At 45.9% G+C, this 14,935-nt stretch carries 9 protein-coding genes and 1 pseudogene; all 10 read left to right on the top strand.

Translation table 11 applies throughout. The features are described from left to right. The first annotated feature begins 12 nt into the window (after positions 1–12). The 10 genes and pseudogenes from aceF (at position 13) to AR383_RS08665 (ending at position 14,928) form a co-directional block, all read left to right on the top strand. Entirely contained in the window at positions 13–1,881 is a 1,869-nt protein-coding gene (gene aceF, locus AR383_RS08710; RefSeq protein ID WP_055732779.1) for a pyruvate dehydrogenase complex dihydrolipoyllysine-residue acetyltransferase, read from the top strand. Positions 1,882–2,012: 131 nt separating this feature from the next. Further along, positions 2,013–3,442 (top strand): annotated as a pseudogene (lpdA, locus tag AR383_RS08705) (dihydrolipoyl dehydrogenase). 78 nt (positions 3,443–3,520) lie between these two features. Then, a complete protein-coding gene (locus AR383_RS08700; RefSeq protein WP_055732778.1) occupies positions 3,521–5,740 on the top strand; it encodes a patatin-like phospholipase family protein in 2,220 nt (739 codons plus the stop codon). Positions 5,741–5,974: 234 nt separating this feature from the next. Beyond that, positions 5,975–8,572: a bifunctional aconitate hydratase 2/2-methylisocitrate dehydratase gene (acnB, locus tag AR383_RS08695; RefSeq protein ID WP_055732777.1), complete on the top strand. Its 2,598-nt coding sequence runs from the start codon at positions 5,975–5,977 to the stop codon at positions 8,570–8,572. 238 nt (positions 8,573–8,810) lie between these two features. Continuing rightward, on the top strand, positions 8,811–9,629 hold the full coding sequence (locus AR383_RS08690) for a winged helix-turn-helix domain-containing protein (protein WP_055732776.1): 819 nt from the start codon (positions 8,811–8,813) through the stop codon (positions 9,627–9,629). Between the two features lie 9 nt (positions 9,630–9,638). After that, positions 9,639–9,986 (top strand): YacL family protein, encoded by a 348-nt coding sequence (locus AR383_RS08685; RefSeq protein WP_055732775.1) that lies wholly within the window; start codon positions 9,639–9,641, stop codon positions 9,984–9,986. 348 nt (positions 9,987–10,334) lie between these two features. Further along, a complete protein-coding gene (locus AR383_RS08680) occupies positions 10,335–10,673 on the top strand; it encodes a P-II family nitrogen regulator (RefSeq protein WP_055732774.1) in 339 nt (112 codons plus the stop codon). Between the two features lie 45 nt (positions 10,674–10,718). Continuing rightward, entirely contained in the window at positions 10,719–11,981 is a 1,263-nt protein-coding gene (locus AR383_RS08675; protein WP_055732773.1) for an ammonium transporter, read from the top strand. 140 nt (positions 11,982–12,121) lie between these two features. Continuing rightward, positions 12,122–13,156: an extracellular solute-binding protein gene (locus tag AR383_RS08670; protein ID WP_055732772.1), complete on the top strand. Its 1,035-nt coding sequence runs from the start codon at positions 12,122–12,124 to the stop codon at positions 13,154–13,156. Positions 13,157–13,251: 95 nt separating this feature from the next. After that, the gene (locus AR383_RS08665; RefSeq protein ID WP_055732771.1) at positions 13,252–14,928 is read left to right on the top strand and encodes an ABC transporter permease; all 1,677 of its coding nucleotides are present in this window, start codon (positions 13,252–13,254) and stop codon (positions 14,926–14,928) included. Positions 14,929–14,935 lie beyond the last annotated feature (7 nt).

Raw genomic sequence — 14,935 nt, 5'->3', positions numbered from 1 at the left:
GGGCGAATGGCTATGAGTATTGAAATTTTTGTACCTGATATCGGCGCAGATGAAGTTGAAGTGACCGAAATCCTGGTTGAAGTGGGTGATAGCGTAGAGCTAGAGCAATCGTTGATCTCTGTTGAAGGAGATAAAGCGGCGATGGAAGTACCTGCTTCACAAGCGGGTGTAGTGAAAGAAATTAAAGTTTCGGTGGGCGACAGTGTCGCTACCAACAGCTTAATTATGATTTTTGAAGAACAGGGCGCGGAATCAAGTGCCGCTGAGCCAGCATCGAGCGAGCCTGCTGCGCCAGCCGCAACGGCAAGTGCGGTTGAAACCGTTAAAGTGCCTGACATCGGTGATGATGAAGTTGAAGTAACCGAAGTGGCCGTTAGTGTTGGCGATGTGGTTGAAGCCGAGCAAACCTTAATCTCTGTAGAGGGTGATAAGGCGGCGATGGAAGTTCCCGCACCTTTCGCTGGTACGGTAAAATATATCACCATTGCGGTTGGTGATAAGGTATCTACCGGTACCCCTATTATGGAGTTTGAAATTCAAGCCAGTGCGCCGGAAGAAGCGTCAGAGCCTGCTGCTAGTTCAGCTGCGCCAGCTGCCTCTCAGGAAAAAGAAGTGAATATTCCTGACATTGGCGACGATGAAGTAGAAGTGACCGAAGTGGCAGTGGCGGTAGGTGACAAGGTAGAGCTTGAGCAAACCTTGATCTCTGTTGAAGGAGATAAAGCCGCCATGGAAGTACCCGCACCGTTTGCCGGTGTGGTTAAAGCCCTTAAAGTGGCGGTGGGTGATAAGGTGAAAACTGGTTCACTGATTATGCTATTTGAAGTGGAAGCAGAAGCGGGGGCATCGGCGCCTGCACCTGCCAAAGCGGAACCGGCTAAGCCTGCTGCTAGTGAAGCTCCAGCGGCTAAAGCTGCGCCAGCAAGTAATACAGACAAACCAAGCGGTTTTGTTGAGAACAGTGCTTATGTGCATGCCTCTCCAGTGATTCGCCGCTTAGCGCGTGAGTTTGGTGTTGACCTTGCCAAAGTTAAAGGCTCTGGTCGTAAGGGACGTATCGTTAAAGAAGACGTACAAGCCTACGTGAAACAAGCGGTTAAAGCGTTGGAGTCTGGCGCTGCTGCTGGTGGTTCAGGCATGGCGGTCGCACCGTGGCCAAGCATTGATTACTCTAAATTTGGTGAAGTGGAAGAAGTTCCACTATCACGTATTCAGAAAATCTCTGGTCCGGCTCTGCACCGTAACTGGGTGAAAATCCCTCATGTTACTCAATTTGACGAAGCGGATATTTCAGAAATGGAAGCTTTCCGTAAAGAACAAAATGTGATTGCAGAAAAGCAGCAGCTTGGCTTTAAGATCACTCCATTGGTATTCATGCTAAAAGCTGCAGCGAAAACTTTGGAAAGCATGCCGAAGTTTAATTCTGCTCTGTCAGATGACGGCAATAGCCTGATCATGAAGAAGTACATCCATATTGGTGTGGCGGTAGATACACCAAACGGTTTGGTTGTGCCGGTGGTTCGCGACGTAAATAAGAAAGGTATTTATCAGTTGTCTGAAGAGCTGGTAGAAATTTCTAAGAAAGCGCGTGCAGGCAAACTCACTGCTTCAGACATGCAGGGTGGTTGTTTCACTATTTCAAGCCTAGGCGGCATTGGCGGCACCCAGTTTACGCCGATTGTGAATGCCCCAGAGGTGGCCATTTTGGGTGTGTCGCGTAGCGAAATTAAGCCTAAATGGAATGGTAAAGAATTTGAGCCTAAGTTGATGTTACCTTTGGCTCTGTCTTACGACCACCGGGTGATTGACGGCGCCGATGGTGCTCGTTTCATCTCCACCTTAAGTGGCTTGTTGGGCGACATTCGCCGCTTAGTACTTTAGTCATAAGGGCTGGATGTTTGGCATCCGGCTCTTCTTTTTTATCACGATTAACCGTAAACTCAATTGAGCTGCATGTTTGATACCGATACCCTACGGCAGCTCAATAAGATAACAAAACCAAGAGGTCATCAATGAGTAAGGAAATCAAGACCCAGGTGGTAGTACTGGGCGCAGGCCCTGCAGGCTATTCAGCTGCTTTTCGTGCTGCCGATTTAGGTTTGGAAACAGTGATTGTCGAACGTTACGCAACCCTTGGCGGCGTTTGTTTGAACGTGGGTTGTATTCCATCAAAAGCGTTATTGCACGTAGCCAAAGTGATTGAAGAAGCTAAATCACTAGCAGAGCACGGCATTGTTTTTGGTGAACCACAAACTGACATTAATAAGATCCGTACCTGGAAAGAGAAAGTGATTGGTCAATTGACCGGTGGCCTCGACGGTATGGCTAAAATGCGTAAGGTTAAGGTTGTTCAAGGCCTTGGTAAATTCACCGGTGCGAACTCTTTGCAAGTAGAAGGCGAAGACGGTGTGACTACCATCAATTTCGACAACGCCATTATCGCAGCGGGCTCTCGCCCGGTTAAATTACCTTTCATTCCGCATAATGACCCGCGTGTTTGGGATTCAACTGACGCCCTTGAGCTAAAAGAAGTTCCCGGTAAATTACTGGTTGTGGGGGGGGTATTATTGGTTTGGAAATGGGTACTGTTTATGGTGCCCTAGGTAGCCAAATTGATGTGGTTGAGTTTGCTGACCAACTAGTACCAGCGGCAGATAAAGATGTAGTACGCGCTTACACCAAGAAGGTGAAAGACAAGTTCAACATTATGCTAGAAACCAAAGTGGTAGCGGTTGAGTCAAAAACTGATGGCTTATATGTGACTTACGAAGGTAAGCAAGCGCCGCATGAGCCAGTACGTTACGACGCGGTATTGGTGGCGGTGGGTCGTGTACCTAATGGTTTAGGCTTAGACGCAGAAAAAGCCGGTATTGAAGTGACCGAACGTGGTTTCATTGAAGTTGATAAACAGCTTCGTACCAATGTGCCACACATTCATGCGATTGGTGACATCGTGGGTCAGCCCATGTTGGCGCACAAAGGCGTGCATGAAGGCCACGTTGCTGCAGAAGTGATTGCCGGTAAGAAACATTTCTTCGATCCTAAAGTGATTCCTTCTATTGCTTATACCGAGCCAGAGATGGCATGGGTGGGCTTAACCGAGAAAGAAGCCAAGGCTCAAGGTATTAACTACGAAGCATCGGTATTCCCGTGGGCTGCTTCGGGTCGCGCTATTGCCTCAGACTGTCCTGATGGTATGACTAAGATGATTTTTGATAAAGAATCTGGTCGTGTTATTGGTGGTGCGGTTGTGGGCACTAATGGCGGTGAGCTATTAGGTGAGATTGGTTTGGCCATTGAAATGGGCTGTGATGCTGAAGACATCGCGCTAACTATTCACGCTCACCCAACCTTGCATGAATCAGTAGGTTTAGCTTCAGAAATTTTTGAAGGTAGCATTACCGACTTGCCTAATGCAAAGGCCAAGAAAAAGAAAAAATAGACTCTAAGCGTCTAAAAAACTAAAGTGATAAAGGCAGCCTCGGCTGCCTTTATAGTATTGCTTTCAAAGGAATGAAACTTGTCTCGTTTATTGGCCAAAGGCTTGCTGCTAGTGGCTTGCTGTCTGTTTACCTTCAACTCTTTTGCTCGACCCAAAATTGGCTTAGCGCTTAGTGGCGGAGGCGCGAAAGGCGCCGCTCATCTGGCGATTATCCAATTACTCGAAGAATATCAAATCCCAGTTGATTACGTCGCAGGTACTAGCATGGGCGCTTATTTTGGCGCCATGTTGGCAATGGGCTATGACGCACAAGAGATCGAAGACGTTACTTTTTCCATTTTTTGGGAAGGCGGATATGAAGATGACGTGACTCGCGGAGAAATGTCATTACGCCGCAAGAAGTTACGCGATCAATATCAAATTGATTTACCGATGGGCTGGAATGGCCAAAACTTGGTACTGCCTAAAGGGGCGGTACAAGGCCAAACCATGGCTAAAATATTACGTTATGCCACCAGTAACCTAGAAGCGCTAAGCAGCTTTGATCAGTTAGCCATTCCATATAGAGCGGTAGCCACCGACATGGCCTTGATGAAGCCGGTCATTCTTGACCATGGTGATTTGGCTACCGCCATGCAGGCCAGCATGTCGGTTCCGGGAGCCTTACGCCCAGTGCAAATTGACGGCCGCCAACTGGCCGATGGTGGGGTGGTGAATAACTTGCCTGTTGATGTGCTTAAAGAGATGGGGGCTGAGCTGATTATTGCGGTGGATATTGGCGCGCGACTTAAACCTCAGGAGCAATTAAATAGTGCCGTTGATACGCTTGACCAGTTATCGATTTTTTTAACCCGCTCAGGAACAGAGCGGCAAATCGCCTTACTCGATGAGGACGATTTATTAATTAGCCCCAATATGGATGGCATTGAAACTAGCGACTTTGCGCAGATGCCTCTTGCGGTAACTCGAGGATTAGAGGCGGGGCGTGCGCCGCTTGCCGCACTGGCTCAGCGTTTAGCCTTGGGCGATGACCCTCAGCAGTATTTAGCTTACCGCCAGCAAGTTAATCAGCGACGTGCCGACTTGGCCTTGCATGAGCAATTCGTGGTGGGGCAAATTGAACTTAACAATAACTCAAGGCTAGGCGATGAGGTGGTGTTGTCTCGCTTGCAATTGAACCAAGGTGAATTGTTATCTAAGGAAGAGCTAGAACAGCGGATCCGCCAGCTTTATGCCTTAGGCACATTTGAGCGAGTGGATTACCGTATTGCCACTGAACAAGGCGAAAATGTTATTCATCTTGATATTTATGAAAAAAGCTGGGGGCCGGGTTATTTTGATATGAAGTTTGGCCTTCAGGAAAACTTCCAAGATCAAACTGAAGTGAACTTTGGTTTAGGTTTTACCTTATCTAACCTCAACAGCTATGGTGCTGAATGGCGTAATGAGGTGGAAGTGGGCACGGTGAAGCGTTTATATACCGAGTTTTATACGCCGTTTACCGACCACCTTCGCTACGCTTGGTCTGTCGCTGCTGAGTACGATAAACGCCAGCGGCGAGTTTATGATGTTGGAGACGGAGTTGAGTACCTCGCGGTTGATTTTGAAGATATAGGCCTGCGTACTCATCTTGCTTGGAATTATCGTCCTTGGCAGGAGTGGGGGCTAGGGCTAGCGGCTAAACACGGTGCTTTGGATGTATCTGGCTTAGATGGTGAGGCTAATTATTGGCTTTATGGACCTTATTTAACTTTTGATTATGACACGCTAAATAGTTGGGCTTTTCCTACTGAAGGAAAGCTACTGGAGTTGACCTTAAGCCTCTATCACGAGAATGTTAGCGATGAGTCGAGCGCTTATTCACCGACTTTTGAAGGCCGCTGGAAATATCCCTTTTCTTGGGACAAACACCATTTAAATTGGTTTGGTGAATATGGCAGTACGGGAAGTGATTTTATTGTTCCCACTGACGCGCAAGATTTAGGCGGATTCTTGCGCCTGTCTGGCTTTAGTTATGAGCAGCTATCGGGGCGCTATAAAGCCTTAAGTGGATTAATGTACTTTTATCAACTACATCACTATAACAGCCCGCTATTTCAAGCCCCGGTGTTTATCGGTGGCTCAATTGAAAACGGCGGGGTTTGGAATAGTGCTTCTGATATTTCACTTAGTTCATCAATATGGGCTGCTAGCCTGTTTACTGCCTTAGATAGCAGCCTTTTAGGGCCGATTGTATTAGCTTATGGCCACAATCAAGAAGAACAAACTTTATATCTGTTTATTGGTAACGACTTCTAAATATTGCTGAAATGTGAATTAAATGTAACTTAAGGCTCTGTGGCTAAAGTATAACTAAGTGTTTAACTTGTTGTTATATAATGTTTTTGTGTTTGTTTTTGAGTTTTTGCTAAAACATCTATATTTTAATTTATAGTTAAAACAGCTATAATCACCACCCCATGAGGCCAGTTATAGTGCAGGCCCAACATATGGATATCCCCCTACGGGCATTATTACAATAAGGAGCGAGCCGTGCTAGAGAGCTACCGCAAACACGTCGAAGAGCGTGCTGTTGAAGGTATTGTACCTAAACCCCTTGATGCTGAACAAACTGCAGGATTAGTTGAGTTACTTAAAGCGCCCCCAGCCGGTGAAGAAGACTTTCTACTCGACTTACTCGCGAATCGAATTCCCCCCGGTGTTGATGAAGCGGCCTATGTAAAGGCTGGTTTTTTGGCCGCAGTAGCTGCAGGTGAAGTGAATTCTCCCTTAGTGTCTCCTGCTTATGCCACAGAGTTACTTGGTACCATGCAGGGTGGTTATAACATTGAGCCGCTAATTTCCTTGCTAGAGAATGAGCAGCTGGCTCCAATTGCTGCTAAAGCCTTATCGCATACCCTGCTAATGTTTGATGCTTTTCACGATGTAGAAGAGAAAGCCAAAGCGGGTAATCAGTTTGCACAACAAATCATGCAAAGCTGGGCCGATGCAGAGTGGTTTTTAAGCCGTCCTGAAGTGGCAGAGAAGTCGACACTCACGGTATTTAAAGTGACTGGCGAAACCAATACCGACGATTTATCGCCAGCGCCAGATGCTTGGTCTCGTCCAGACATTCCTTTACACGCGTTAGCCATGCTGAAAAACGCGCGCGAAGGTATCGAACCTGATCAGCCCGGTGTGGTTGGTCCGATGCAACAAATTGAAGCGCTAAAAGAAAAAGGTCACCCATTGGTGTATGTGGGTGATGTAGTGGGAACCGGTTCTTCACGTAAATCGGCGACCAACTCTGTTCTTTGGCTTATGGGCGATGATATTCCTTACGTACCTAACAAACGCGCTGGTGGTTTCTGCTTGGGCGGTAAAATTGCTCCAATCTTCTTCAATACCATGGAAGATGCCGGAGCTTTGCCAATTGAGCTAGACGTAGAAGCGCTTGCTATGGGAGATGTTATTGATATCTACCCATTTGCTGGTGAAGTGAAAAAGGCCGGTACTGACGAAGTTATCTCTACGTTTAAGTTGAAAACAGAAGTCTTACTTGATGAAGTTCGTGCGGGTGGTCGTATTCCATTAATTATTGGCCGTGGCTTGACTGACCGAGCTCGCGCTTCTTTAGGCTTAGAGCCTTCAACGGTATTTAAGCGCCCACAAGATGTGGCAGCTTCAACTAAAGGCTTCACCCTAGCGCAGAAAATGGTAGGTAAAGCATGTGGCGTAGCGGGTATTCGCGCTGGCCAATATTGTGAGCCGAAAATGACCACCGTGGGTTCACAAGATACCACCGGCCCAATGACGCGCGATGAGTTAAAAGACTTAGCTTGTTTGGGCTTCTCAGCCGACTTAACCATGCAGTCTTTCTGTCATACCGCCGCTTATCCTAAGCCGGTAGATGTTAATACTCACCATACACTGCCTGACTTCATCATGAACCGTGGTGGTGTGTCGCTGCGCCCTGGTGACGGCATTATTCACTCTTGGTTAAACCGTATGTTGTTGCCCGATACCGTAGGAACCGGTGGTGACTCACATACCCGTTTCCCAATTGGTATTTCTTTCCCTGCGGGTTCTGGCTTAGTGGCTTTTGCTGCTGCCACTGGTGTTATGCCTTTGGATATGCCTGAGTCAGTTTTGGTTCGCTTTAAAGGGGAAATGCAACCCGGTGTGACCCTGCGTGACTTAGTACATGCCATTCCTTATGCGGCTATTCAACGCGGTTTATTAACCGTAGAGAAGAAAGGTAAGAAAAACATTTTCTCTGGTCGAATCTTAGAAATTGAAGGTCTTGAATCTCTAAAAGTGGAGCAGGCTTTTGAGTTGTCGGATGCCTCAGCTGAGCGCAGCGCTGCTGGTTGTACTATTAAATTAGGTAAAGAGCCGATCATTGAATACCTCAATTCAAACATTGTGATGTTGAAGTGGATGATTGCTGAAGGCTATGGTGACAGACGTACTATTGAGCGTCGAATCACTGCAATGGAAGAGTGGATTGCTAATCCAGAGTTGATGGAAGCCGATGCCGACGCAGAATACGCTGAAGTGATTGAAATCGACTTGGCGGAGATCCGCGAACCGGTGCTGTGTGCACCGAATGACCCAGACGATGCTCGTTTGCTGTCAGAAGTGGCTGGTCAGCCAATCGATGAAGTGTTCTTGGGATCCTGTATGACCAATATTGGTCACTTCCGCGCGGCCGGTAAGTTGCTTGATCAACATAAAGGCGCCTTGCCAACGCGGATGTGGGTAGCCCCTCCAACACGTATGGATCAGAAACAGTTAACTAAAGAGGGCTATTACGGCATTTATGGTCGTGTGGGCGCTCGTACCGAGATCCCTGGTTGTTCTTTGTGTATGGGTAACCAAGCGCGAGTCGCCGATAATTCTACCGTTGTATCTACCTCAACACGTAACTTCCCTAACCGTTTAGGTACTGGAGCCAATGTGTTCTTAGCTTCAGCAGAGTTAGCTGCGGTAGCGGCGATTTTAGGTAAGCTTCCTACGCCGGAAGAGTACTTAGAATATGCAGCGCAGATCAATGCGACTGCAGCCGATACTTATCGTTATCTGAACTTCGATCAAATTAGTGATTACACTGATAAAGCTGATGATGTAATCATTCAAAAAGCAGTTTAATTGCTAGTTTGAAAAACAAAACGCGGCCTATGCCGCGTTTTTTTATATCTGCTAGCCAAACCCCAAGCTGAGCTGTTATTATATTTAAGACTAAAAAATATCAATTTTTTCGCTCAATATTACAAAATAAACATAAAACTCCCTATTATATACTGTCCAACTTGGAAGATTTCAGTTTTTACTGTATAAAGGGGAGCGCTAGAATTACTAGTTTATTCGCTTGCTGTTGGAAGACGATATGTCCTTTAATGATGTTGTTGTAGTTGGCCCCTTGGCCGTTGATATGAGCCAAAATAGTATTACGTTTAAGGATAGAACTGCCTATTTAGGTCCGTTAAGAACCCATTTGCTGGGGTATTTGTGCAAACATGTTAATCAAGTTGTAGGAAGAGACGACTTGTCTGAGGCTGTTTGGGGACGCAGTGTCTCCGATCATACCATCAATCAGCACATCTCCCAGTTGCGCAAAGTTCTCACCACCGTTAACAATACTGAGCTCACTATTGCTACTATTCCTAAAAAGGGTTATATCGCGAGATGTGAATCGGTGACCGAGTTAAACCTGCTCAAGCCTGAAGCTAAGCTCGAGCACCCCAAGGCTGTTTTATTTAGTGACCCAGATACTTGTGAGCAGATCCAATCTGCTAAAGCTGAAGGTGAACTGAAATACCTTGAGGTATTTTCTGATGTAGACGAGCTACATCAGCGACTCATGAGTCACGAGTTTCAGGCTGTGGTTGTTGATGCCGAGCTAGAAGATTACCAAGGTCTTGAGTTGATTAAAGAAATTCGTACCGGTAATACATTGGCCAGTTCAGACGTTGCGATAGTGTCGCTAAGCTCTGAAGCCAGTAAACCCTTGCTTGGTTTTAACGTATTGTTAGATGTGCAGGGCTTGGTGATAAAACCACTTAACCTTGAAACTTTAGATACTAAACTCAAGGCTGCGGTAGCGGCTCGCTTTAAGCTTAAACCGAATGCGGCTTATGATTTGGTTCCCACTAGGCTTGAGACTAAGGTTAGCGTAAACTTAGCAGCAGCCTGTGCGAGTAACTAAAGTGTAATTATGGAATTGATGATACGCCGTTCTTTAGACGGTGACTTACTGATTGATTGTGGTGATGAACATCGTTGTTTAGCGATGTGGTTAGAACGAGAAATCAATAAAAATCGTCAATTTCCACAGCAGCTCGTGGCCCGGTTAATGGCATTACATGAGCTCGCTGAATTACGATTGGATAGCGATGAGTTTCGTTTCATCGCTAATCGAGATGAAATCCTGATTTCTGTATCGGAAGACTCCCTAGAGCAGCCTAGCTTTCTCATCGACCAGCCAATGAGCTTGGATGCCAGCGAGAGCAGCTGTGGCTTTGATGATTTCATTGAGCTGTTAAATGCAATTGCTTCTTATTAAGCTGGTGCAAACTTAGCTTGGCTCGCGTTTGGCCTTTAATGTAGATTCATTTAAAAAAACCTCTTGTTATCATTTAGTTAAATTTTTAGCCCTTCCTTTTCTTCAAACGCTCACTCCCTTTATAACTGACTTTGCACACTATTAGTGCTGCTTTTTTATGCTTGTTAGTTGTTTGAACCTATATGGCGCAGTTCACAAAAAAAGCGCACCAAGTTGGTGCTTACCTTGATGCTTTAATTTTTTATCGCTGAGTTAAGTTATTGAAATAAAAGTTTTTATTCCTTTTGGCATAAGCTTTGTATTTGCTTAAGAGGGAAAAGTTAACGATGACTCTTTGGAGGAGCTCAAATGAAACTAATTAGCGCGATAATTAAGCCATTCAAATTGGATGACGTGCGTGAAGCCATTGCTGAAGTAGGCGTAGATGGTTTGACTGTGTCAGAGGTAAAGGGGTTTGGCCGTCAAAAAGGTCACACAGAACTTTATCGTGGTGCTGAATACCAAGTCGATTTTTTGCCAAAAGTGAAGCTAGAAATTGCCACTAGCTCAGAAAATGTAGACCGCATTATTGAAGCGATTTCAAGTGCAGCTTACACCGGCAAAATTGGTGACGGCAAAATTTTTGTTTATGACTTAAGCAATGTTGTTCGTATTCGTACTGGCGAAATGGATGGAGAGGCTATCTAAGCTTGAGCTTAGCTAGCTAATAATAGGGATTACGGGGAAGTAATTATGGAAAACGAAATTTATCAACTGCAATACGCCATCGACACCTTTTACTTTTTGGTGTGTGGCGCCTTAGTTATGTGGATGGCTGCTGGTTTCTCAATGTTGGAAGCTGGTTTAGTTCGCGCTAAAAACACCACAGAAATTTTAACTAAAAACATCGCTCTTTATTCTATTGCTTGTGTGATGTACTTGATTTGCGGTTACGCCATCATGTACGACGGAACAGCATTCTTATCTGGCATTGAAGCCTTTGACCTAGGCGGCATCTTAGCGTCTAAAGCCGAAGAAGGCTTTGAGGGCGGAAGTGTTTACTCTGGTGCTTCAGACTTCTTCTTCCAAGTAGTATTCGTTGCTACCGCTATGTCAATTGTATCTGGTGCCGTAGCTGAGCGTATGAAGCTTTGGGCCTTCTTGATTTTCGCCGTAGTGCTTACTGGTTTCATCTACCCTCTAGAAGGTAGCTGGACTTGGGGTGGTCAATCTGTGTTTGGTCTGTACGAACTTAACTTCTTTGACTTCGCGGGTTCAGGTATTGTTCACTTAGCCGGTGCTTCAGCTGCACTAGCCGGTGTATTACTACTAGGTGCTCGTAAAGGTAAATACGGTAAAAACGGTTCTATTAACCCAATCCCTGGTTCTAACATGCCGCTAGCGACCGTAGGTACCTTCATCTTATGGATGGGTTGGTTCGGCTTCAACGGTGGCTCTGTATTGAAACTAGCCGATGCTGCTAACGCTCACTCTGTTGCAATGGTATTCCTAAACACTAACGCTGCTGCGGCTGCCGGTTCACTTACTGCACTTATCGTATGTAAGTTAACTTGGGGTAAAGCTGACCTAACCATGCTATTGAATGGCGCGTTAGCCGGTCTAGTGGCCATTACTGCTGAACCTTCTACTCCAACTGCGCTTCAAGCCACCTTATTTGGTGCTGTAGCTGGCGTATTGGTAGTTGCTTCTATCGTATTCTTCGACAAAATTAAGATTGACGATCCAGTAGGTGCTATCTCTGTGCACGGTGTGGTTGGCTTGTTCGGTCTATTGATTGTGCCAATTACTAACGGTGACGCTAGCTTCGGTGGCCAAATTGTTGGTGCTCTAACTATCTTTGGTTGGGTATTTGTTTCAAGCTTCATCGTGTGGAGCATCTTGAAAGCCGTAATGGGTATCCGAGTTTCAGAAGAAGAAGAAATGAACGGTATGGACCTTTCAGATTGTGGCATCGATGCCTACCCTGAGTTCGTAACAGTAAAATCTTCTAGCTAATATTTAGTTAACAAAACCTTGATTTAAAGGCCTGCTTTGCAGGCCTTTTTCATGTTTTACTGGTAGTCAATTTTAGTTAGCCATGTTAACCTTAAGCCAAATGATAACGATTAGTGTTTAACTTTTTTGGGGATCTGTCTGTGAAAAAATTTGGTTTTTTTTCTACCTTACCATTGTTAGCTAGCTTGTTAGTTGCTGGGCCAAGTTATGCGGGTGAAGAGGTTAACCTTTACTCCTACCGTCAACAAAGCTTGTTACAGCCTTTAACGGATGCATTTACTGCTGAAACGGGCATTAAGGTGAATGTGGTTCATGCGGAAAAAGGTTTAGCTGAAAAGATTAAAGCCGCTGGCGCCAATAACCCAGCTGATTTGGTGTTAACCGTAGACATTGGTCGCTTGGAAGAAGTGCGCGCTGCAGGTTTACTTGCACCGGTTAATTCACCAGTACTGAATGAGGTTGTTCCTTCTCACCTGCGTCATCCGGATAACCTTTGGTTTGCTTTAACCACTCGCGCACGGGTTATTTATGCAGATAAAGATCGAGTTAAAGAAGGCGAACTTAAGTCGCTAAACGATTTGGCCGACCCTAAATGGAAAGGGCGCATTTGTACTCGTTCAGGTAAACATGTGTATAACATTGGTCTGATCGCCTCGGTAATCGCTGAAGACGGTGAAGCTGTGGCAGAGACTTGGCTACGTGGGGTTAAGGCTAACCTAGCGCGTAAACCTCAAGGTAATGACCGCGCTCAAGCTAAAGCTATTTTTGAAGGGCAGTGTGATATTGCCATTGCCAACCGTTACTACATGGGCAAGATGTTTTACAATACTAAGAGCCCAGAGCAGCAGCAGTGGGCGGAACAGATCCGCGTGGTCTATTTAGACCAGCAAGTGGGTGGCCGCGGTCAGCACATCAACATTTCTGGTGCGGGTTTATTAAATACTGCCAAGAATAAAGATAACGCCATCAAACTATTAGAATTTTTAGTCGGTGAAACTGCCCAAGGCTTGTATGCTACCGCGAACTTTGAAGAACCGGTTCGAGAAGGCATCGAAACTGACGAATTCATCGAAAGTTTAGGAAGTTTTAAAGCTGACCGTATTTCCTTGCAAGAAGTGGCTGAGCAACGTGCCGCCGCAGCACGCTTAGTCGACCGAGTTGGCTTTGATTTATAAAGGTTGTTAAACTCAATTTTCACTGCAAGCTGAACTACAAGGGCTGGCCTAGGGGTCAGCTCTTTTCGTTAGTAAAGACCCTTTATTTGGAAACTATGAGCATCACTGCCAAACAAACTGCCAATCGTTTTTCTCTTGTGCCGCGAGGATTAGATATCTGGGTATGGCTTGCCTTAGCCATTGCAATATTCGCGTTTATCCCGGTGTTTACGGTGTTCAAGCTTTCTTGGTCGAATAATGCGGAGATTTGGCAACATCTTCTCAGCACCGTATTCTGGGTATATGTAAAGAATACCTTAGCGCTTTGTATTGGCGTTGCGTTATTCACTACCTTGATAGGTACCGGCGCTGCTTGGCTGGTGACACGCTTTAACTTCCCGCTAAAGTCCTTGTTAGTGTGGGCCTTACTGCTGCCCTTGGCGGTACCCAGTTATATTCTAGCTTTTGTGATTACCGACCAACTGGAATATGCCGGTTTTGTGCAAAAAAGCTTGCGGGCTATCTTTGGCTGGCAAACGGCAAGAGATTACTGGTTTCCCGAAATTCGCTCCATTCAGGGGGCCATCGCTGTTCTTAGTTTAGTGCTCTATCCCTATGTTTATTTGCTGGCTAGAGCTGCCTTTGTTGAGCAAGCCGCTCAGCTGTTTGAAATGAGCCGCTGTTTGGGAAAAAGCCAAACTCAAAGTTTTTTTAAAGTAGCCTTGCCATTGGCGAGGCCTGCGATAGTGGTAGGGGTCACCTTGGCGTTAATGGAGACCATTAACGAATATGGCACGGTGGAGTTTTTTGCGGTACCCACTTTAACCGCAGGGATCTTTGATGTATGGCTAAACATGAGCAGCTTATCGGCGGCAGCGCAGATAGCATTGATGCTAGTCAGCTTTTCCATTTTGTTGTTAGGCTTAGAGCGTTATAGTCGCCACGCTGGTAAATTTTACAAGTTAACTGGCCAATCCCCTGCCATGTTTGCCGAACCGCTCACTGGCGTGAAAGCTTATGTTGCTTGTTTATTGTGCCTATTGCCGATTTGTCTTGGGTTTTTATTGCCTGTCGGGGTATTAAGCCATTATGCCTTTCGCAGTCTCGATGCGGGCCTAGAACAATACCTAGCTAGTGCTTGGAATAGTTTTTCTTTAGCGGTGATGGCGGCGCTGTTAACCTGTGCTTTAGGGCTGCTCTTGGCGTACGGCGTACGTTTGTCTAAAAGTAGTCAAATGCGTAGCATTGCGGAAGCGGCTACCTTAGGTTATGCCTTACCGGGGGCGGTATTAGCCGTGGGTATTTTGTATCCCTTAGGCTTATTTGATAACTGGGTTGACCAACTCATGCAGGCTTGGTTTGCTTACCCTACCGGCTTGCTATTAACCGGTACCGGAGGCGCCTTAGTGCTGGCTTATTCCTTGCGTTTTATTGCCTTAAGCTACCGTACTCTCGACGCCAGCCTTAGCAAAATTACCCCAGAGATGGACGATGCATCAAGAATACTAGGTAGCCGTTCAGGTAAAACACTTTGGCGGATCCATCTGCCGTTAATTCGGCCTAGTTTATTGACGGCAATATTGCTGGTCTTCGTCGATACCATGAAAGAGTTGCCGATTACTTTAATATTGCGCCCATTTAATTTTAATACGCTGTCTACTCAAGTCTGGGAATTGGCTTCATTGGAGCAATTGGAACAGAGTTCGCTAGCGGCACTAACCATATTGTTAGCGGGGATTATTCCGGTCATTATTATGAGCCGAAATATTAGTTCTTCGCAGAGCCGCACTTAAGGATGTA

The organism is Agarivorans gilvus, assembly GCF_001420915.1.
Classification (GTDB): domain Bacteria; phylum Pseudomonadota; class Gammaproteobacteria; order Enterobacterales; family Celerinatantimonadaceae; genus Agarivorans; species Agarivorans gilvus.
The sequence above is the reverse complement of the archived record's forward strand: the minus strand, read 5'-3'. Positions and strand labels throughout refer to the sequence as shown.

Excerpts from the sequence above, each read along its gene's own strand:
- aceF (WP_055732779.1), top strand. The coding sequence starts at position 13 with ATGAGTATTGAAATTTTTGTACCTGATATCGGCGCAGATGAAGTTGAA.
- AR383_RS08690 (WP_055732776.1), top strand. The coding sequence starts at position 8,811 with ATGTCCTTTAATGATGTTGTTGTAGTTGGCCCCTTGGCCGTTGATATG.
- AR383_RS08685 (WP_055732775.1), top strand. The coding sequence starts at position 9,639 with ATGGAATTGATGATACGCCGTTCTTTAGACGGTGACTTACTGATTGAT.
- AR383_RS08680 (WP_055732774.1), top strand. The coding sequence starts at position 10,335 with ATGAAACTAATTAGCGCGATAATTAAGCCATTCAAATTGGATGACGTG.
- AR383_RS08675 (WP_055732773.1), top strand. The coding sequence starts at position 10,719 with ATGGAAAACGAAATTTATCAACTGCAATACGCCATCGACACCTTTTAC.
- AR383_RS08665 (WP_055732771.1), top strand. The coding sequence starts at position 13,252 with ATGAGCATCACTGCCAAACAAACTGCCAATCGTTTTTCTCTTGTGCCG.